The sequence below is a fragment of the Glycomyces sp. TRM65418 genome (assembly GCF_019710475.1).
Classification (GTDB): domain Bacteria; phylum Actinomycetota; class Actinomycetes; order Mycobacteriales; family Micromonosporaceae; genus Glycomyces.
In genome coordinates, this window is the sequence record NZ_JAJFAX010000001.1 from 15,789 (window position 1) to 35,465 (window position 19,677).

Genomic DNA, 19,677 nt, shown 5'->3' on the forward strand with positions numbered 1-19,677 from the left:
AACACCTGTTCAAGACGCTGCATAGAGAGACCTTCGATCGCGAAGGCGATCGACCGCTCTGCCCGATCTATGAGAAAACGTAGATCCCATAGATCGACTCGGCGTCTTTCCTGATTTCCCGATCTCGTATCCTGGGGAGCATGACCTCCTCGAAGCCGTACCGCGCTCCCGTGCTCGCCGACGTCGCCAAGGCGGCGGGGGTGTCGGTGCCGACCGTCTCGCGCGTGCTGAACGGGACGAAATTCGTCGCCCCCGAACTGACGCAGCGAGTGCAGGCGGCCGTGAAGCAGCTCGGATACCGCCCCAACAGCGCGGCTCGCTCACTGCGCTCCAAACAGCGCACCCTCGTCTCGATAGTCGCTGGGGTCACCACGTCGAACTACGGTTACGCCCGCACCATCCAGGGCATCGAGACCGCGGCCCGGACGGCGGGGATGGCCGTGTCGATCGCGGTGGTCGAGTCGGCCGACGACGAGCGGGTGATGCGCGCGATCGACTTGGCGCTGTGCCAGCCCACCGCGGGCGCCGTCGTGCTGGAGTTCGACCTCGCCGGGATCAGAGCCGCCCAGTCGCTGCCCGAGGGCCTGCCGTTCGTCGTCGCGGGAGGCGGATCGGGACGTGCGGACGGCGTCCCGGCCGCGCTCATCGACGAGGAGGCCGCCGGGCGCCAGTTGACGGAGTACCTGCTGCGCCTGGGGCATGAGACCGTCCACCACATCGCCGGTCCGACCCATGGCAAGCGCTCGGGCCGGACCGAGGGCTGGCGCGCCGCCCTGCAGGCGGCCGGCGCGCCGGTCCCCGAGGTCATGCCCGCCGACTGGGACGCGAGGTCGGGCTACCACTGGGGCGAGCGGCTCGTCGGCCGCGACGACGTCACCGCGGTCTTCTGCAGCAACGACGAGATCGCGCTCGGCGCCATGCGGGCGCTGTCCGACCGAGGGCTCGACGTCCCCGGGGACGTCTCAGTGGTCGGCTTCGACGACCAGCCGCTCGTCGGCCTCTGGCGCCCTTCGCTGACCACGGTCGACCAGGACTTCGAGGACCTCGGTTCGCGGGCGTTCCATCTGCTGTCCCGGCTCCTCGACGGAGAGACCGACCTGGAGACCTCGGTGGCGACCCCGCAGCTGGTGGTGCGGGAGTCCACCGCGCCGCCTCGCCGCTGACCGCTCCCCAGGCGCCGTTTTCACCGTGCGGCTCGCCTCGCCGTGGGGGATGCCGATGTGATGATCATTTTTCGAGCATCGTGGACGCCCCGGTCGATGAGGTCGTCGCCCGGCACTGCCGCTCATGATCGCTTCGGGGGATCAGTTCGCCGTCGCGGCTGAGCGAGACGGCGCCCTCATCGTCCGCGCTGGAGCCGCAGGCGATCCGCTCGCGTCTCAGAGCGAGCGGGGCCGCGGGGTCCGGGAGATGTCCTCGTCCTTGGCCTTCCACCTCGGGTAGCCCTTGAGGAGTTGCTCGGTCTTGTACTCCAGGTACGGCATGGCCTCGAGCGGGACGTCGGTGACGTTGCCGGCCCAGGTCACGAAGTCCGGCATGAGCTCCTTGACCGCGCGGACGACCGGGTCGCGCGGCTCGTACTTCGCGGGGAGGTAGCGCTCCAGGAAGACGAACGCGCTGACGGGGCTGACCGAGAAGCCGTTGAAACCGTGGAACCAGCACAGCTCGTCGATCGCCTTCATGTGCGGTTCGTCGAGCTTGCGGCGCCCGCTGACCAGGTACATGAGGAAGGCGCCGTTCCGCAGTCCCTGCTCCTCGTCGGTCGGGGCGATCATCTCGCCGGGGTCCACCTCCATCTGCGGGAGCATGCGCATCCGGGCCTTCCACATCGCACGGACCGCCACGTAGCTGAAGTCGAGCCTCCTCGCATCGCCCTCGACGCAGAAGACGTCCCAGTCGGTGAGGGACCTGCAGGTGCCCTTGTAGACCTCCTCCGGTTTGCACGGGCGCGGCACGTAGAGCCGATCGGTGAAGACCGCGTTCCGCTCCCGGTGCGGACGGAGCAGCTCCTCGATGTCGGGGTGGTGCCCGCACGCGGTGACCATGTCGAAGTGGAAGTCGGAGTAGTCGACCGTGTACGACAGGGCGAAGTCGCCGCTGGGCGCGTGGAAGGACATGAAGTAGGTGCGGCAGTCGCCGTAGACGTCGCCTCCCTCCCAGCACTCGCCCAGGGTCAGCTCCTCGCCGTGCCAGCGGGGTGCGCGGACGCCGAGCCGCTCCAGGCGGTCGAGGGCCTTGATGGCGGCGCGCCGCCCGCCCGGCGTGTCGGCCAGATCGGTCATCGCCGCGAGGCTCGCCGCCGCGTACGCGTCGGCCCGGTTGAGGAAGTACTGCACGGCGACCATCTGCAGCTCGGGCATCGAGACGCCCTGGACTTCGGGGATCGTGGCGTTCACCCACATGTTGCCGAGGAAGGCGGACATGTTGGCTTCGACGGCTATGCGGTTCTCCGGGTCGGGGGTCTGCTCAGCGGGCAGGCCGTCGAGCGTGTCGATCCACCGCTTCCGGACTTCCTCGGTCATCGGCATGGCAGACGTCCCCTTCGGTAAGGCATGCAGACGAGTATGCCCATCGGCACACAGCGTGTTCGACCCGTGCCCGCCGGACGTTCCGCACCGCGTTCCCTCGCCTGGGACCAGGCCCGGAGCCCGGTGAGGCCCGGCTACGCAGGGCGGTGCCGCGCCGTGGCGGCCGACCGGTTTCCCTCCGAATCCCCCCGCGCGCCCCCGCGAAGCGCGACTTCGACGGCCCTGAATCTCCGGCGGTGTGCCATTCAGGTTGTTCCGGCCCGGAGGAGGCGGCTCGGCGAGATAGGATGAAGAGTAGGAGCATCGCGTTTGAACTGTGGGAACGCATGATCCGGTGCGCGTGTTCCAGCGAGTGCGCGCCGTTTTCACACCGCTTTCCCTGACTCGACAGATAGGACTTCATGTGCTGAACCCGACCCCGCACGTCATCGTCTGGCCCGGCCTCGGCGACATTGTGCCCTCTCGCGCACGGGTCTTGCGGGACGCGTTCCGCGGCCAGGGCTACACACTCTCACTCTTCTGCATCGCGACCTGCGACGTGGTCGCCGAGATGACCTCCACCGGCGCCGGCGAGGTCTCGGCCGCCGTGGGGTCGACCGGCGGCTCCAGCGGCTTCGCCACCGCCGACGCCGAAGCCTTCGCAGCCGACGTGGCGAGCTTCATCGAACACGAACACGCGGCGGTCAGCGCCCGACGCTGACCTCGCTCCGGAAGACGAACGCCGACCCGGCCGCTGCGGCGCGAGCCGTCGCCACCGGGGCGGCCCCTCAGCTCGTCCGGACGAGTTCGATCATCGTCGAGGCGTAGTCGGCGGGATTCAGGTCCAGATCGAGGCCGTGCGCGGCCAGGATCGCGCCGTGGTGCACCCGGCCGGTGCGTTCGTCGCGGTACACGGCGTCGGGATCGAGGCCGGCGAGTGCCACCAGCGGGTCGCGGTACCCGAGGCGGCGGGCCCGGCGCCATGCCAGCACCACCACCTTGTCGGCCCGGCTGTACTGCACGCCCGCGACCGTCCCGGCCTTGAGCGGGTGCCTCCTGCCGAGTTGGACGGTCGATCGGATGCGCTTGTAGTCGGCTACCAGCTCGGCGCCGCGTTCGAGTTCCGCCTCCGTCCACGACAGCAGGTCCCCGCCGACGGCGAGCGCGCCGGCCATCGCCACATGGAAGCGGAAGTCGAGCGGGACTTCGCGGCGGGTGAACGGGTTCGGCGAGTCGGTCACCCACGTGCCCATGACCCGGGCGGGCAAGACCTGCGCGAAGCCCTCCTGGATCTCGATCCGGTCCGCGGCGTCGGTGTTGTCGGAGGTCCACACCTGGTCGGTGCGGCGCAGGATGCCGAGGTCGGCGCGGCCCCCGCCCGAGGAGCACGACTCGATCCGCAGGTGCGGATGGTCGGCGCGCAAGCGGTCGATGATCCGGTAGAGGTTGCGGGTGTGCTCGAACCAGAGCCGGTCGGGGTCCTCCTCCCCCGGCCAGCCCGCCTCGGTGAAGGGCCGGTTCATGTCCCACTTGAGGAAGTCGATCTCGTTGACCGTCAGGAGCTCGTCGAGCCAGCGGTGCATCCACTCGGCCACGTCGGGCCGGGCCAGGTTGAGCACCAGCTGGTGGCGGATCTCGGTGCGGCGGCGATGCGGCTGGTGGTAGACCCAGTCAGGGTGCTGCCGGTACAGGTCCGAGTCGGGGTTGACCATCTCGGGTTCGACCCAGATGCCGAACCGCATCCCCGCCTCGTGGACGCGTTTGATCAGGGGGCGCAGTCCGTCGGGGAACCGGTCGGGGTTCGGGGTCCAGTCCCCGAGTCCGGCCCGGTCGTGGACCCGGGCGCCGAACCAGCCGTCGTCCATGACGAACAGCTCGCAGCCCATCGCCGCGGCTCGGGTCGCCAACGCGATCTGGTCCTCCGCGTTGATGTCGAACTCGGTGGCCTCCCACGAGTTGTAGAGGACCGGCCGGACTTCCTCCGGGTGCGGCAGGACGTGTGCGAGCGCGTACGCGTGCCAGGCGGCGGCCGCCCCCGCGAAGCCGTCCTCGGTGTACAGGCCGGCCGATACGGGGGTCTCCAGCCGCTCGCCCGCGCCGAGCTTGCAGGTGATCGGGTCGTGCCCGAAGCCCGTGGAGACCGCGACACGGCCGGTCGGGGCCTTCTCGATCGTCATGCGCCAGGTGCCGCTCCAGGCGAGCACGGCGCTCCAGACGCGGCCGTGCGACTCGCTCGCGGTCCCGTCGTCCAGGGCCGCCCAGGGGTTCGCCTGGTGGCCGGTCATCCCCCGCCGCGAGCCGATGAGGGTCTCGCCGAACGGCAGGGCGGTGCGCGTCAGCTGCGTCTCGGCGCCCCACTCGCCGTGGAGCCGGCTGAGGCGGTAGTCCTCCAGCGCGGGCACCACCCAGGTGGCCGAGTCCGCCCTGATGACCTCGATCGGATCGCCGCCCTGGTTGTGCAGGGTCATCGAGCGTTCGAGGACGTCGGTGTCGGGGAAGGTCCGGTAGTGGACGCGCGCTTCGAGCCCGTAGTGGGCGTCGGTGAAGACGAGTGTCAGTTCCCGATCGGTCGCGACGTCCTCGGTGAAGGCGAACTCCAGGTCGCGGGTGCCGTCGGGGAAGCGCACCTGCAGGCCGGTGGGGCCGAAGCGCAGTGCGGAGGCCGGGTTGAAGTCGAGCACCGCGTCCCTGCCGTCGGTGAGCGACCGACCGGTGGGCTCGGGCAGCGACAGCAGTGTGACGGCCTGTTCGCGGGTGAGCCTCGGTCCCCAGTGGAGTCCGTGGAGTCGGTCGTCGTCGTCCAGGGCCACGACATAGCTGGTGTGGGGCGTGTCGATGGTCCAGAGGCGGGGTTCGCGCGCTGGCATGCAGCGTCCTTCCAAGGGTGTCGGCGGTGCGGTTTCCGTGCCGAGAGCCCGCCCCGAGGGTGGGGCGGGCTCTCGGCGGCGATCGTCAGTTCAGGAGCGGTGCGATTTCGAAGTGGTCGAAGTCCGCAGTGCGGCCTTGGCGGTCGCCGATCTCGGTGTGCAGACCGGGGTTGCCGATCTCGATGGTGTTGGCGCCCGCTTCGAGCTCGACGATGAGCGGGTAGGACCAGAAGTCGTTCCAGCTCCAGGTGCCTCGCATGGGCACGGTGCGGACCGCGTCGCCGTTCACGGTGAACTGGGCGTAGCGGGAGATGATGTCGATGTTGTAGTCGTGGTTGCCGCTGCGCTCGTCGTTGGCGTAGTGGACGAGCAGCAGGTGGGGCCCGGCCTCTTCGGCCTCGACGGTGAGCGTCGCGGTGTTGCCCTCGCCGCCGCCGACGCCGGTGACGGTCCGGCCGCCGGTGGCCCACTCGTTGTCGGTGAGTCGGGCGGTGCCGGCCAGTTCGACGTCGTCGGCCGCGATCTGCGTGAAGCCGTCGTCGCCGCCGTCGCCGGTGACGGTGAGGCCGTGCACGTGGAGGCTGCGGCGGCCGTCGGCGGCGACCGCGATGCGGTTGATCCCCTCGTGGAGGGCGAGGGTCTGCCCGGCGGTGCCGTCGAAGGCCGCCAGGTCGAAGGCGGCGTTCTCGCCGTGCGGGCCGACCAGGGTCAGGTCGCCCTTGCCGTCGGCGTCCACGGCCACTTCGTAGTAGCCGTCGGCGGGCGCGTAGACGTCGAAGACGACCTGTTCGTCGCCGCGGACCACGACGCCTTCGTGGCGGCCGTACCGGTAGTCGACGTCCCCTTCGGTGCGGGCGAGGACGGCCGGATAGGTGTGGGCGTCCACGGTGGCGGGCGTGAGGTCGATCTTGTCGAGTCCGGCCTCGCCGTAAGCGGTCCCGGCCTCGGGATCGGATTTGGCGAGCGCGAGGATGTTCTCACCGGCTTCGAGTTCGACTTGGAGGATGACCTGGCCGCGCGAGCCCCACTGCATGGTCGACGGGTAGGTGACCGTGGCGGCGGGTCCGCCGTTGACGGTGAGGAACTGCTCGGTCGGCGAGGCGCCTTCGGCGAGGTTGCGGCCGTAGGTGTTGCCGTAGGTGACGGTGAGGTCGTAGGTCCCGGCCTCGGGGACGTCGACGGTGAAGGCGACGCGGCTGTCGGCCCGGTTGAGCGATCCGACGCTCTTGCCGCCGGAGGCGGGGAACGCGAACGCGTTGGTGGCGCTGCCCTCGTTGTAGACGGTGCCGGCGGTGATCGCGGCGTCCTCGGCCTCCCAGGTGCCGGTCCACGGCAGGTCGACCGAGTCGGCCCTGCCCGTGCCCGGGGTGAGGGTGATCCAGTAGGCGGACATGGGGTCGAGGTCGCTCAGATCGACACTGGCCGCGCCGTTCCGGTCGGGGCGCAGGGCGACCCGGTCGATGACCTGCGGCGCGGGCGAGGAGCCCTCGTTGCCGGTCCAGGCGATCTCATGGACGGTCGCGGTGACCTTCCTGCCCAGGTCCAGCCCGGTGACGTCGACGGTGGTGTCGCCGGAACCGCCGCCGAGCAGGATCTGCGCCTGGTCCTTGGCCGCGTCGAACGTGGCGATGCCCTGCAGGGTGTCCACGGTGTTGTCCTGCGGCGGGGTGACCAGCGCGGTCTGGCCGGTCATCTGCGAGTAGGTCTTCAGGAACCACCAGCCGCCGTTGGGGACGTTGGTCTGCGGGGCGTTGCCGGAGAAGCCGCCCGCCGCGGTCCAGTAGGCCATGTCGGCGAGGGCGTCGGTGTCCTCGAACATGGCGGCCCACTGCACCATCTGGCCGGGCATCCCGAAGTCGCGGTTGTTGCCGTACTCGTTGATGTTGATCGGGCGCGGCTCGACGCCGAACTCGGCCTCGAGCGCGCGGTAATGCGCTTCGTTGCCCGCGTAGTGGCGCAGCGAGTCCGGTGAGAGCTCATGCCAGGTGATGACGTCGGGCACGGTGCCGGCTTCGGCGACGTGCGCCATGAAGTCGCGCATGAACCGGGCGTCGTAGTGGGACTCGTTGGGGCCGGCGATGGGCGTGTCGGGGGCGATCTCGCGGAGGCGCTCGTAGGCGAGGTCCCAGTCGCGGAAGAAGCGCGCCGTCGCGCCCTCGTAGTCGGCGCCTCGGTGGTACCAGATCCAGTCGGGCTCGTTGAACGGCACGTAGACGAGCCGGTCGGCGTGCTCGGAGGCCTCCATGATCGGCACCATCTCCTCGATTTCGGCGAGGTAGGCGTCGATGCCGTCGTTCTGGTACGGCCAGTCGGGATACCAGTCCTGGAGGTTGACGAAGGCGTCGCCGCCGTCGTGTTCGGCGAGCGCCGCGAGCACGTCGTCGGCGTCGCCGTTGGGGTGCTGGGTCCCGCCGGTCGGCTTGGCGGCCATGGAGGCGACGTGGAGGGGGTCGAGCAGGTTGTCGCCGGGCACGCCGGACTCGGAGATCCCGTACAGGGAGCCGATCGCGCCGTGGGTCGGCTCGCCCGTCAGTTGTCCGAAGTCGACGGACAGGACGGGGGTGTCCCGGGCTTGGGCGGGCGCGGCGGCGAGGCCGGCGAGCAGCCCGGTCGCGGCCGTGGCCGCGAGGCCTCTGCGGAGGAGTGGATGCATTGCAACCCTTTCAATAATCGTCGTTGCGGAGGTCCGGAGGTCTCCCGGACGATGAGCTCGGGTGACCGCCAGATGGGTCGAGGGCGTTCGCCGCCTTCGAGCTTGTCGCGGAGCAGCTCGAAGGCGCCGCGGCCGACGCCGCGGAAGTCGAGGTCGACGGTGGTCAGCGGCGGGACGTGGTAGGCGGCCAGGGGGCTGTCGTCGAAGCCGACGACGCTCAGGTCGGCGGGGACGGAGCGGCCGGCGCGGTGCGCGGCGTACAGCACGCCGAAGGCGAGATCGTCGTTGCCGCACAGGATGGCGGTGACGTCCGGGTCGGCGACCAGTTCGATCGCGGCCTCGTAGGCGGAGGCCACGGTCCATCCCGAGGGGACGACCGGAGGCGCCTCGATGCCGGCTTCGGCCAGGGCGGCCGCCCAACCCGCCTGGCGGCTGGCCTTGGAGGGGATGGCGAGGTAGTGGACCGTGGCGTGGCCCATGTCGAGCAGGTACTTCGTGGCGCGGGCGGCGACGGTGCGGTCGTCGAGCGAGACGAGCCAGTCGGACGCGGGCTGCTCGACGCCGAGGTGCTCGCCGCCGGTCGCCACGGTGGCGTGCGCCTGCGTCTTCTGCAGCGCCTGCATGGCGTTGGCCGTCGTCTCGTCGTGCGCGATGACGATGGCCGGGGCGCCGTCGTGCGGGAGCCGGGCCAGGATGTCGGAGTCGGAGTAGGTCTCGTCGGGGTCCAGGACCGAGATGAGGATCGTGAACCCGGCGGCCCGGGCGGCGTCCTCGATGCCGCGGAGCGTCTCGGCGGTCCCGTACAGGGAGGTGTCGGTGGTGAGGACGGTGACCGACCGCACGGCGCCGCCGGCGAGGGCCCGCGCCGAGCGGTTGGGCCGGTAGCCCAGCTCGCTGATCGCGGCCTTGACCTTGGCACGGGTGGCGTCGGCGACCATCGGCGCGTCGTTGATGACCCGCGAGACGGTCTGGTGGGACACCCCTGCCCGCTTGGCCACGTCGAAGATGCTGACGGACTTGGGTTCGGCTGCGCTCATGGCGGTCGGTCACCTTTCGTTCGGGTACGGCTATTCGGCGTTGGCGATCTCCACGACCGCCTCGGCCGCCTCCTGGGCGTCCTTCTGGCCCAGCCACACCTGATTGAACTCGTCGAGCGCGGCCGTGCCGAACGCGGCGTCGTTCATCGAGAGCGGGTAGCCGATGGTGGTGCCTTCGGCGGCGGTCTGGAAGCCGGTGACGTCGATGCCCTGTTCGGCCCAGTAGTCGGCGAAGCCCTCGTTGAGGGAGGACACCCCCGGCCACACCGAACCCATTTCAGTGGCGATGGCCTGGACCTCTTCGGAACCGAGGAACTTCACGAGCTCCCAGGCCTCGTCGGGGTGCTCGGTCCCCGCGTAGATCGCGTTGGACAGGCCGTTGATGACGCTGCCGGAGCCGGCGGGACCGGAGGGGTTGTCGGCCACCGCCCACGTGCCCGGTTCCAGGCCGTCGCGGTAGAAGCTGAGCATCCACGAGCCGTCGAGCGTGGTGGCGGCCTGACCGGGGACCACGTAGTCGCCGGGGATGCCGCCGTTGGGCTGGTTGGTCGACTCGGCGGGCACGGCCACATGCCACCGGTTGTAGAGGTCGGCGGTGAACTGGATGGCCTCGACGCACTCGGGGGCGTCGATGGCGTAGTCGCCCCACGGCTCGGTCTGGAGCGAGCAGCCGTTCTGGACCGCGTAGTTCCACCAGTCGGTCTGGCCGGTGGACGAGGCCATCGCCGTCCCGTACTGGACCACGTTCTCGGGGTCGAAGTCGGGGCTGAGGGCGTTGTCGCCGTCGGCGTCGACGGTCAGCTTCTGCAGGAACTCCACATAGGTGCCGCCGTCGACCGGATTCCATTCGAGGTCGTTCACGGTGGCCGGGTCGATCCCGGCCGCTTCGAGCGCGTCGAGGCGGTAGACCATGGCGATCGAGTCCCAGTCCTTCGGCAGGCCGTACTGGTCGTCCTCGAACCGCCACGAGTCGTAGAGGTTCTCGGGGTAGATCGAGGGGTCGACGCCGTCCTCCTCGATGAAGTCGGTGAGGGGCAGCAGCACGCCGTTGTCGGCGTAGGTCGGGAAGCGGGACACGTGGTTCCAGAACACGTCCGGGGCGTTCTCGGCCGCGAACTGGCTGTCGAGGCCGGGCCAGTAGTCGTCCCAGGGGTTCTGCTCCAGCTCCACCTCGATGTCGGGGTGGTCCTCGTTGAAGGCCGCGATCATGGCCTCCAGCGCGGGCCGCTGGTTGTCGTCCCAGAAGGCGTAGCGCAGCGTCACCGCTCCGTCGTCGTCACCGCCGCAGGCGGCGGCGACGGGGAGGGCGAGCGCGAGGGCGGCGAGGGCCGCGGTGCGCGTCTTGTTCATCCTTCTTGCCTTTCATGGTCGAGAGGTCGGTCGAGCGGTGCCGGCGTCACTTCATGCCGCTGAGGGCGATGGAGCGGACGATGTGGCGCTGGAAGATCAGGAAGACGACGACCAGCGGGAGGAGCGCCATGGTGGAGGCGGCCAGGATGAGGTGGTACTCCTGGTTGAACTGGGACTGCATCTGCGCGATGCCGCGCGTGATGACCTTCGTCGACTCCGAGTGGGTGATGATCAGGGGCCACAGGAGGTTGTTCCAGGTGTTGACGAAGCTGATGATCGCGAGCGTCCCGAGGATCGGCTTGGCCATGGGGACCATGACGCGCCACAGGATCGTGAACGTCCCGGCGCCGTCGATGCGGGCCGCGTCCTCGATCGAGACGGGGATGGTCTTGAAGTACTGCCGGACCAGGAACACCCCGTACGGCATGAGGAAGCCGAACACGAACGGCAGGATCAGACCCACGTGCGTGTCCACCAGGCCCAGTTCGCGCACGATGATGAAGGTGGGCACCAGCGTCACGATCTGCGGCACCATCAAGGTCGCGATGTAGGCCCAGAAGAGCTGGTCGCGGCAGGGGAAGTCGAGGCGGGCGAAGGCGTACGCGGCGAGGGTGGAGAACACCAGCTGCCCGACGGTGACCGCGACCGCGACGACGCATGAGTTGAGCACGAACGTGGCGAAGTCGTAGCGACTCCAGACCTCGGCGAAGTTCGTCAGGATCGGGCTCGCCGGCGGCGCCCAGGGGTCGGAGGTCAGGATCTCCTGCTTGGACTTGAACGCGGCGTTCACGGTCATGAGGTACGGCCCGAGCGAGAGCAGGGCGCCGGCCAGGAGCACCAGGTAGAGCGGGATCTTCTTCATCGGAGGCCCTTAGCTGAAGTCGTAGACGGTGCGCTTGCGGAAGAACGAGACCTGCGCCAGGGTGATGAGCGCGATGATCGCGAAGAGGATCACGGCGAGCATCGAGGCGTACCCGGCGTTGCGCTGGGTGAAGGACTCCAGGTAGATCTGGTAGTTCAGCGTCGCGGTGGAGCCGGCCGGACCGCCCGCGGTCATGACGTGGATGGTGTCGAAGACCTGGAACGAGCCGATGACGCTGGTGATGAGCACGAACAGCATCGACGGGCGCAGCAGCGGCAGCGTGATCTTGAAGAACCGGTACGGCGCGGAGGCGCCGTCCACATCGGCCGCCTCGTAGAGCTGCGCGGGGATGGCCTGGAGGCCGGCGAGGAAGAACAGCATGGTGTAGCCCGTGTACTGCCAGACGTTGACCGAGGCGATCACCGGCATGGCCCAGGCCGAGTCGGTCAGCCAGGACGCGCCGTCGACGCCGAACACCTCGAGGAACCGGTTGAGCGCCCCGTAGGCCGGGTCGAAGACCCATCGCCAGATGACGCCCAGGGCGACGGGCATCGCCATCCACGGCAGCACGTAGATCACGCGGAAGGCGTTGCGGGCCTTGACTTTGGAGTTGACCGCCAGTGCCAATGCGAGGGCGAGCACGGTCTGGGCGGGGATGTTGAGCAGGACGTAGTAGAAGGTGTTGCCGATCGACTGGAGCGCCCGCTCGTCGCCCGCCAGCTCCCGGTAGTTCTCGAGGCCGATGAACTCGGGGTCGGACAGCAGGTTCCAGTCGTAGAAGCTCAGGGCGACCACCACCACGATCGGCGCGATGAGGAAGACCGTGAAGCCGAGGATGCTCGGGGCGAGCATCCCGTAGGCCTCCAGCGCGGTCCGCGGATGCCACCGCCGCACCCCGCGCGGCGGCTGTCGGGGAGCGCTCACCGGCCTGGGGGCCGGCTCGGTGTCGAGAAGGGTTCGCATGGCACCTGGCTTGTCGAGTCGGGATCGGGGATGCGAGGAATGTTAGCGCTCACGGCGATCGTGAGTCAAGACCTGCGGAAAATATCTTCATTCATCGATTCATAGCAGCTGAAATAGCTGGTCAGTATGAACTATCGGAACCGAAAATCAGGTGCAGATCACTTGAGCGATGCGTACTGCCCGTTCGACGCTGAATTTCCGTTAGCGCTCACAGTTCAGGGACCATCCTCGACACGCAGCCCTCGATGACCGCGAACCCTCCGTCCGCCCGGCCCCGGCGCGCTGCGACCGGTCGAGGCCGGCGAGTGCCCGGACGTGCCCGACTCGTCGACCACGCCGGGAACCCGGTTGGGACTGTGGAACCGCAACGGCGGCGCCGACCGGCAATGGAATCTCTCGTGAGGACCGCCCCGTGACCGACCGGTTCGGCGACACGCTCCAGGCCAGAGGCGCGGACCTCTGGCCTGGAGGCAGGTCGATCCCTTGAGGACGATCCTATGTGAGCCCTCGCGGTCAGCGGGCGGAGACGGCGGGGGCTCGGGCGACCGCGATGCGCGGGGCGAGCGCACTCGACGGGTCGACGTCGGGCAGGAGCTGCGCGCCGTCGAGCGGCTGCGACTCGCCGATCGCCACCTCGGCGCCGGGCAGGTCGACGCGGACCTCCGCGGCGAAGGCCTCGGCGAGACGCCGCGCGCCGAAGACGCCGCCGAGCCCGCGGACCTGCGGCACGGCGGCGTCCGCTTCACCGGTGCGGTGCAGCCCGGCGAGCGCGGACAGCGCGAGTTCGCGTCCCGCGTTCGCCAGGATCGTGTCGGCGACCGTGTCGCCCTCGACGGCGGCGACCGCCACCGCACGGGCGTACGCGGCGATGCGGCTGACCCTGTCCTCGTCGGCCTGGAGCTCGAGATACGCGCGCTCCAAGTCCGGGAAGTCGGCCCGCACCGCCGAAGTGAGCGCGGTCGGCTCGCCCCGGCCGTCGTGGGCGCGCATCACGGCGTCGAGCGCGGCCCGGCCGATCCAGAATCCGCTCCCGGCGTCACCGATGAGATGGCCCCAGCCGTCGATCCGGGCCACGTTCGTGCGCCCCACGGCGAGCGTGACCACGCCGGTGCCCGCCGCGACGACCACCCCGCTGCCGGTGCCGAGGGCGCCGAGGAACGCCGTGACCGAGTCGTGAGCGATGTGGACGGACACCACGCCGTGCCGCTCGGTCGCATCGAGCAGCCGCTGCGCCGCCGCGGCGCCGGATTCGAGGCCCGAGACGCCGAGCGCCAGCCGCTCGAAGGCCCGCCCCTCGGCGATCGCGGCCTCGACGACCGCGGCGAGTTGGGGCGCGAGCGGCCGGTCGGTGCGGATGCCGGGGGCGGTCCACTCGGCGGGCGCGGGGCCGCCGATGTGGCGGATCTTGATGTCGGTCTGGCCGGCGTCGAGCACCAGCGTCCGGGTCGCTCCGGTCACGAAGCGGTCCTTTCACGGTAGTGGCGGGCCATGAGGTCGCCCGCCGGTTTGCCGTAGGGGCAGTAGTCGTCGTTCACGGCGGCGTCGGCCGCGGCGTACAGGCGCGGCGGCCAGTCCCAGAGCATGAAGCCGCGCATCCAGGGTCGGCGCTCGCAGGCGTCGAACATGGCGCGGTAGTAGCGCAGCTGCTCCTCCCCCGACGGGAAGCCGGGGAGGCTCCAGTCGTTGGGCCTGGCCGGGGAGCCGGTGCGGGAGGGGCAGCCGGCCTCCATGAAGAAGAACGGCTTGTCCGCCGCGGCGACGACCTGCTCGATCCGGTCGAGTTCGGCCTCCCAGCGGTCGATCGGGTAGTACCCGCTGGAGCTGATCACGTCGACCGCGTCCCACCAGCGGACGTGGTCCTCCTGGTATTTGTCGCAGTTGTACGTCACCAGTCCCGAGTAGACCTCCCGGACGGCCGCGATGAGCGAGCGCCAGTCCTCTTCGCGTGAGTCGGCGCGGACCATTTCACATCCGACGCAGAGCATCTCGCAGCCCTCGGCTTCGGCGATGCGGGCCGCGTGGAGGAGGAACTCCCGGTACGAGACGAACCACTCCGCCCAGCTCGGCTCGCCCGGGACGTCCCAGTCGAAGAAGCCGATGTAGGCGCGCCAGGTGCCGTCGCCGACGTTGACGACCGGCTTGAGGCACACCTTGAGGCCGTGCGCTTTCGCTTCCCTGATGGCCCAGACGATCTCGTCGTCGGTCACGGTGGGCGCCTCGCGGAACGGCACCTCGGTGGACTGGGCGGTGTCCTGGACGGCCGCGTAGGCGAGCGCGGTCCAGTTCACGCCGTGCTCGGCCATGGCGCGCATGGAGTCGGCGGCGGCGGGCCTCGCCCAGGTGCCGCGGACACCGGTCCAGCCCCATGTCATTCCGGCGATGAAGGGATCGGCGCGCAGATCGGTGCGGATGGGGGGAAGTGTCATTTCACGGCTCCGGAAGTGAGGCCCTTGTAGATCCAGCGTTGCAGGAACAGGAAGGCGATCAGGGTCGGCACGATGACGATCAGGGTGCCGGCCGAGATGACCTCCCACTGCGCGCCGAACGGCCCCTTGAAGCGGAACAGGGAGGTGGAGATGAGGCCTTCGGACGGCAGGTACAGGAAGGGCGCGTAGAACTCGTTGTAGATCGCGATGCCCTTGATGATCACGACCGTGGCGATGGCCGGTTTGAGCAGCGGCAGGACGATGCGCCAGTAGATGGTCCAGCGGTTCGCGCCGTCGATCATCGCGGCCTCGTCGAGCGAATTGGGGATCGCCTGCATGAACTGGATGAACAGGTAGATCGCGATGATGTCGGTGCCCATGAACAGCAGGATGAGCGCGGCCTTCGTGTCGTACAGGCCCATGCCGTTGATGACCTGGAACGTCGCCACCTGGCTGGTGACGCCGGGGATGAGCGTGGCGATGAGGAAGAGCCCGAAGACGAGCCTCTTGCCGCGGAACTCGAACCGGTCGAGTCCGTAGGCGGCCATGGTGCCGATGAAGATCGTGCCGGCGAGCGAGACGGTGAGGACGATCGCGGTGTTGGCGAAGCCTTCGAGCATCTTGCCGCTGTCGAAGGCGGTCACGAAGTTCGCGAAGTTGAACCAGTTCGACGGGGGCGTGAGCGCGCTCGTCGAGCCGTACTCGGTCGGCGTCTTGAGGCTCGCGAACAGGACCGTCACGAGCGGCACGAGGGTGACGACCGCGGCGATGACCAGGCTGAGGTACTTGGCGGTGCCGACGGTGACCCGCTGGATCCGCGCCCCGGGTCTGGGAACACTGTGGATGGTGGTCATGTCAGGTCCACCTTCTCGTCGGGGAAGAGCTTGCGCTGCACGAAGGTCACCGCGAGCACGATCGCCAGGAGCACGATCGCCATCGCGGAGGCGATGCCGACCTGCCGGTGGGTGAACGCGGTCTGGATGGTCTGGATGACGAACGTGGACGTGCCGTTCGCGCCGCCGGTCATGATGAACGGGATCTCGAACACGCTGAGCGAGCCCGCGATCGACAGGACGAAGCACAGTCCGAGGATGCGGCGGATGCCGGGCAGGATGATCGCCCAGAACTGCTGCCACTTGTTGGCGCCGTCGAGTTCGGCGGCCTCGTAGATGTCGCTCGGGATGGACTGGATCGCGCCGAGGAACAGCACGAAGTTCATGCCCATGTACCGCCACACGCTGGTGCCCGCGAGGGACCAGTTGGCGATGTCGGGGTCGCCGACCCATTGGGGAGGGTCGGCCAGCCCGAACCAGGACAGGACCGTGTCGAGGGTCCCGTCCGGCTGGAACAGGTACAGGAACACGAACCCGATGGCGACGCCGTTGATGAGGTAGGGGAAGAACAGCACCCCGCGGAAGAAGTTCTTGAACCGGGTGTTGAAGCTCAGGATCGTCGCGAAGTACAGCGCGAGTCCGATCTGGATGAACGAGGCGCCGAAGTAGTAGAGGCTGACGTAGAAGACCTCGAAGATGCGCGGATCGGTGAAGACGCGGACGTAGTTGTCGGCGCCGACGTAATTCAGGTCCTGGTCGAGCCCGTCCCAGTCGGTGACGCTGAAGTAGAGGAGGTTCGCCGCCGGCCAGTAGGTCAGCAGGACCAGCAGTGCCACCGCCGCCGCGATGAACAGGTACGGGGTGAGCCGCCGCAGGATCCGCCGCCGCCGGGCGGCCCCGGAGGGCCGCTGGACGCGGCCCTCCGGGTGGAAGCGGTCGACTGCGACGTCCACTGCCGTGGAGTCCTTGATCGCCATGATTGCTGCTCCGTCGTCCTCGATCAGCCCGCGAGCCGTTCGACCGACGCGCCCCAGCGCTCGTTCAGATCGGCGAAGAAGCTCTCCTTGTCGCCGTCGGCGGCGCCGCGGGCGACGTCGACCAGCTCCTGGCGGTAGATGTTCCCGAACAGGTCCACCTGCGAGTCGCTCGACACCTCGTTGAGCAGGCCCTCTTCACCGGCGGGGGCGGGGTTCATCTCCATGAGCTGTACGCCCGCCTCCTCGAGCCCGGCGAGGTTCTCGGGCAGCGGCGCGGACGCCATGGTGGAGATCATGGCCTCGTTCTCCGCGAAGCCGGACTCCTCGATGAACCACTGGATCCAGGCCCAGGCCGCGGCCTTGGACTCGGAGTGGCGGCTGATGCCGAGGTTGTAGTCGCCGGCGATGACCGAGTACTGGGCGCCGTCGACGTTCGAGGGGAACGCCATGTAGCCGATGTCGTCGGCGGAGGCGCCGTTCGCCTCGGCGGCGTCCTGGAACTGGGAGATCGCCCACGAACCGAGGGTCATCGCGCCGATCTTCCCGGTCGCGAGGTCCACCTTGGACTGCTCCCAGTTCGTGGTGAGCGGGTCCTCCTCGGTGAGGCCGGCCGCGACCGCGTCGTAGAGCAGGCCGTCGATCGCGTACATGTCCTTGCCCTCGGACCACGGGGCCGGGTCCTCGGCCATCTCACTGGCGGCGTCGGGGTTCGCGGTGACGCCGCCGAGGTTCCCGAAGGACTGGCCGAGGGGCCAGCCGTCCTTGTAGTTGGTGTACATCGGGATCGCGTCGGTCCCGTCCTTCACCTGCTGGAGCGCGGCGAGGAACGCCTCGGGGGTGGTCGGGAGGGCGGTGACGCCCGCCTCCTCGAACACCCGCTTGTTGTAGAGGACGCCGTTGGCGTTGCCGCCGATGGCCAGTCCGTACTGCGTCCCGTCGTACGAGGCGCCGTTCAGGAACCGGTGCGTCTCCGCGAAGTCGGCCTTCTCGCCGATCGGTTCCAGGAACTGCTCGAACTGGTCGGGCTGGACCGAGGCCGGGATGCCGATGACGTCGCCGTAGTTGTCGGTGGTGAGGCGGGTCTGCATCTCGCCCGCGTAGTCGGTGATGGCCTCGACTTCGACCGAGACGTCGGGGTATTGCTCCTCGAACGCCGCGATGTACTCGTCGAACTGGCCGTTCTCGACGAGGTCGGTGCGCCACGTGATGATCGTGAGATCGCCCGCCACCTCGCCGTCGATCGTGTTGGAGGGGTCGTCGTCCGCAGCTCCGCCGGTGCAACCGCTCAGTGCGATCGCGGCGGCGGCGAAGGTCGCGACACCGGCCAATGCCTTCTTGGTCATTCGGGGACTCCTTGTCCGGTTCAACTCTGAACTGGCTCCGCTCGGCCGTTTCAGCGGAGCCTGAGGCGAAGATTAAGTGATGAACCGGTTAAGAACAAGTGCGATGTCAACGTTGTCCTGTCCCCGGACAACGGCGAAGATGGATACATATGAGCCATTGACCTGCGATTTAGCGATCTGCAGCGTCTCGGTCATTTTCATGAATGTCCCATCGGATGCCGACGATGGACATGGCGCCAGAAGACGAGATAGCCTCCTATGAGACCTCGAGGAGGAACTATGCCGGTTCAGCAGCGGGCGACGCTTGCGGACGTGGCGCGCCTGGCGGGGGTGAGCACGAAGACCGTGTCGCGCGTGTACGCCAATCGCGAGATGGTCGCGCCGGCGACGGTGGATGCGGTGCTGGTCGCGGCGAAGCGCCTGCGGTTCCGGCCGAACTCGCTCGCCCGCGCGCTGCGGCGCGGCGGGTCGGCGAACGTCTTCGGCTTCGTCATGGGCGAGCTGGGGAACCCGTTCTATTACGGCGTGGCCGCCGGCATCGAGGAGGAGCTGTCCCGGAGGGGCTACGCGCTCCTGGTCGCCACCACCGCCGATTCGCCGGACGGCGAGGAACGCGTCGCCGACGCCCTCCTCGCACAGCGGATCGGGGCGCTGCTCATCATCCCCGTCGCCGAAGACCAGTCCTATATGGAAGGCGAGCGGCACCTCGGCACGCCGGTCATCGCGATCGACCGGCCGGCGCGCAACCTCGTGGCCGACTCGATCGTCCTCGCGAACCGCCAAGGCGTCTTCGAGGCCGTGAGCCGGCTGCTGGCGCTCGGCCACCGCCGCATCGGCTACGCGTGCAATCCGGCCTCGGTCTACACGCAGGCCGAGCGGGTGCGCGGCTACCGGGAGGCGATGGCCGCGCACGGCATCGCCGACACCGCCCGGTGGGAGCGCCTCGTCGACGACCCCGCGACCGCTCCCGAACGGATCGTGGCCGACCTCCTCGCCGCCGAGGACGCGCCGACGGCGCTGATCACCGGCAACAACCGCATGACCGTCGGTGCGCTGCGCGCCCTGGGCGACCTGGGGGTCCCCGACGGACCGGCCCTGATCGGCTTCGACGACTTCGACACCGCCGACGTGCTCGGCGTCAGCGTCATCGCCTATGACCCGGTCGACCTCGGCCGCAAGGCGGCACGGCTCGCCCTCGAGCGCATCGAGGACCCGACCGGCTTCACGAGGCAGATCGAACTGCCCACGAGAATCGTCGAACGAGGCTCAGGCGAACGCCCCGGTCCCTGACCGGCCTCGCGCAGGGCGCTCACCGAACCGACGGCCTTCGGCGAGGCGATTCGCCGGTCCCTCTCGTGACCGGCCTCCGCGGATGCCGTTCAGGGCTTGGTGTCGCCGGTCCCCGGGCGGGTACCCGAAGCCGTCATGAACGCCGACCTGCTGCATTCGACCGGCGTGTTCGCGTATGCGATCGCGCTCGCGCCGGCGGTCGCGCACGCCGCCGAGATGCCGAGGAAACTGCCGATGTCCGAAGAGGACTACTTTGCCGTCCAACGCCTGTACAAGGGGTGGGCACTGTTCGGGATCGCTGAGGCGGCGGCACTCGTGGCGGCGGCCCTGCTCGCGGTCGATCAAATCGGTACCGCCCGGTTCATGCCCGCGCTCTTCGCGGTGCTGGCGTCCATTGCGGCGCTCGCGGTCTTCTTCACGTTCGTCCTCCCGGCGAATACGGCCACACGGGACTGGACCGTGTCGACGGAGCACTGGGAGCGGCAGCGCCGGCGCTGGGAGTACGGCCATGCGGCGCGTGGCGCGGTCCTGCTGGCCGGACTGGTCTTCCTCCTGTTCGCGCGATAGGA

15 protein-coding genes are annotated in these 19,677 nt (G+C 69.2%); 4 read left to right on the top strand and 11 right to left on the bottom strand.

Annotation, left to right across the window (positions count from 1 at the left end):
- Window positions 1-140: 140 nt before the first annotated feature.
- Complete coding sequence (locus K3N28_RS00065) at window positions 141-1,163, top strand: LacI family DNA-binding transcriptional regulator (RefSeq protein WP_228090435.1); 1,023 nt, start codon at window positions 141-143, stop codon at window positions 1,161-1,163.
- A 216-nt stretch (window positions 1,164-1,379) separates the two neighbouring features.
- Here K3N28_RS00065 and K3N28_RS00070 read toward each other — a convergent pair whose 3' ends face one another.
- A complete protein-coding gene (locus K3N28_RS00070) occupies window positions 1,380-2,528 on the bottom strand; it encodes a hypothetical protein (RefSeq protein ID WP_228090436.1) in 1,149 nt (382 codons plus the stop codon).
- Between the two features lie 403 nt (window positions 2,529-2,931).
- Here K3N28_RS00070 and K3N28_RS00075 point away from each other — a divergent pair, with 403 nt between their 5' ends.
- The gene (locus K3N28_RS00075) at window positions 2,932-3,228 is read left to right on the top strand and encodes a hypothetical protein (protein ID WP_228090437.1); all 297 of its coding nucleotides are present in this window, start codon (window positions 2,932-2,934) and stop codon (window positions 3,226-3,228) included.
- Window positions 3,229-3,295: 67 nt separating this feature from the next.
- Here the strand turns inward: K3N28_RS00075 and K3N28_RS00080 are convergent, their stop codons facing one another.
- The 10 genes from K3N28_RS00080 to K3N28_RS00130 all read right to left on the bottom strand — a co-directional run bounded on the left by K3N28_RS00080 (window position 3,296) and on the right by K3N28_RS00130 (window position 17,818).
- Entirely contained in the window at window positions 3,296-5,374 is a 2,079-nt protein-coding gene (locus K3N28_RS00080) for an alpha-galactosidase (RefSeq protein WP_228090438.1), read from the bottom strand.
- A 2,529-nt stretch (window positions 5,375-7,903) separates the two neighbouring features.
- On the bottom strand, window positions 7,904-9,064 hold the full coding sequence (locus K3N28_RS00090) for a LacI family DNA-binding transcriptional regulator (RefSeq protein ID WP_228090439.1): 1,161 nt from the start codon (window positions 9,062-9,064) through the stop codon (window positions 7,904-7,906).
- Between the two features lie 30 nt (window positions 9,065-9,094).
- The gene (locus tag K3N28_RS00095) at window positions 9,095-10,414 is read right to left on the bottom strand and encodes a sugar ABC transporter substrate-binding protein (protein WP_228090440.1); all 1,320 of its coding nucleotides are present in this window, start codon (window positions 10,412-10,414) and stop codon (window positions 9,095-9,097) included.
- 46 nt (window positions 10,415-10,460) lie between these two features.
- Entirely contained in the window at window positions 10,461-11,276 is an 816-nt protein-coding gene (locus K3N28_RS00100; protein ID WP_228090441.1) for a carbohydrate ABC transporter permease, read from the bottom strand.
- A 9-nt stretch (window positions 11,277-11,285) separates the two neighbouring features.
- Window positions 11,286-12,239, bottom strand: a complete 954-nt coding sequence (locus K3N28_RS00105; protein ID WP_228090442.1) for a carbohydrate ABC transporter permease — start codon at window positions 12,237-12,239, stop codon at window positions 11,286-11,288.
- Between the two features lie 513 nt (window positions 12,240-12,752).
- A complete protein-coding gene (locus K3N28_RS00110; protein ID WP_228090443.1) occupies window positions 12,753-13,697 on the bottom strand; it encodes a BadF/BadG/BcrA/BcrD ATPase family protein in 945 nt (314 codons plus the stop codon).
- Window positions 13,694-14,665, bottom strand: coding sequence for a hypothetical protein (locus K3N28_RS00115; protein ID WP_228090444.1), 972 nt, complete (start codon window positions 14,663-14,665; stop codon window positions 13,694-13,696). The genes K3N28_RS00110 and K3N28_RS00115 overlap by 4 nt, the downstream gene beginning before the upstream one ends.
- Window positions 14,662-15,519, bottom strand: coding sequence for a carbohydrate ABC transporter permease (locus K3N28_RS00120; RefSeq protein ID WP_228090445.1), 858 nt, complete (start codon window positions 15,517-15,519; stop codon window positions 14,662-14,664). The genes K3N28_RS00115 and K3N28_RS00120 overlap by 4 nt, the downstream gene beginning before the upstream one ends.
- Window positions 15,516-16,475, bottom strand: coding sequence for a carbohydrate ABC transporter permease (locus tag K3N28_RS00125; RefSeq protein ID WP_228090446.1), 960 nt, complete (start codon window positions 16,473-16,475; stop codon window positions 15,516-15,518). The genes K3N28_RS00120 and K3N28_RS00125 overlap by 4 nt, the downstream gene beginning before the upstream one ends.
- A 23-nt stretch (window positions 16,476-16,498) precedes the next feature.
- On the bottom strand, window positions 16,499-17,818 hold the full coding sequence (locus tag K3N28_RS00130) for an ABC transporter substrate-binding protein (protein ID WP_228090447.1): 1,320 nt from the start codon (window positions 17,816-17,818) through the stop codon (window positions 16,499-16,501).
- 279 nt (window positions 17,819-18,097) lie between these two features.
- On the opposite strand from K3N28_RS00130, the gene K3N28_RS00135 reads away from it, so the two are divergent.
- A complete protein-coding gene (locus tag K3N28_RS00135; protein WP_228090448.1) occupies window positions 18,098-19,108 on the top strand; it encodes a LacI family DNA-binding transcriptional regulator in 1,011 nt (336 codons plus the stop codon).
- A gap of 135 nt (window positions 19,109-19,243) precedes the next feature.
- A complete protein-coding gene (locus K3N28_RS00140; protein WP_228090449.1) occupies window positions 19,244-19,675 on the top strand; it encodes a DUF1772 domain-containing protein in 432 nt (143 codons plus the stop codon).
- Window positions 19,676-19,677 lie beyond the last annotated feature (2 nt).

Bases quoted from the DNA above. Each gene is read 5' to 3' on its own strand.
- K3N28_RS00140 (WP_228090449.1), top strand. From the start codon at position 19,244: ATGAACGCCGACCTGCTGCATTCGACCGGCGTGTTCGCGTATGCGATC.
- K3N28_RS00080 (WP_228090438.1), bottom strand. From the start codon at position 5,374: ATGCCAGCGCGCGAACCCCGCCTCTGGACCATCGACACGCCCCACACC.
- K3N28_RS00115 (WP_228090444.1), bottom strand. From the start codon at position 14,665: ATGACACTTCCCCCCATCCGCACCGATCTGCGCGCCGATCCCTTCATC.
- K3N28_RS00120 (WP_228090445.1), bottom strand. From the start codon at position 15,519: ATGACCACCATCCACAGTGTTCCCAGACCCGGGGCGCGGATCCAGCGG.
- K3N28_RS00135 (WP_228090448.1), top strand. From the start codon at position 18,098: ATGCCGGTTCAGCAGCGGGCGACGCTTGCGGACGTGGCGCGCCTGGCG.
- K3N28_RS00095 (WP_228090440.1), bottom strand. From the start codon at position 10,414: ATGAACAAGACGCGCACCGCGGCCCTCGCCGCCCTCGCGCTCGCCCTC.
- K3N28_RS00070 (WP_228090436.1), bottom strand. From the start codon at position 2,528: ATGCCGATGACCGAGGAAGTCCGGAAGCGGTGGATCGACACGCTCGAC.
- K3N28_RS00100 (WP_228090441.1), bottom strand. From the start codon at position 11,276: ATGAAGAAGATCCCGCTCTACCTGGTGCTCCTGGCCGGCGCCCTGCTC.
- K3N28_RS00090 (WP_228090439.1), bottom strand. From the start codon at position 9,064: ATGAGCGCAGCCGAACCCAAGTCCGTCAGCATCTTCGACGTGGCCAAG.
- K3N28_RS00130 (WP_228090447.1), bottom strand. From the start codon at position 17,818: ATGACCAAGAAGGCATTGGCCGGTGTCGCGACCTTCGCCGCCGCCGCG.
- K3N28_RS00065 (WP_228090435.1), top strand. From the start codon at position 141: ATGACCTCCTCGAAGCCGTACCGCGCTCCCGTGCTCGCCGACGTCGCC.
- K3N28_RS00125 (WP_228090446.1), bottom strand. From the start codon at position 16,475: ATGGCGATCAAGGACTCCACGGCAGTGGACGTCGCAGTCGACCGCTTC.
- K3N28_RS00105 (WP_228090442.1), bottom strand. From the start codon at position 12,239: ATGCGAACCCTTCTCGACACCGAGCCGGCCCCCAGGCCGGTGAGCGCT.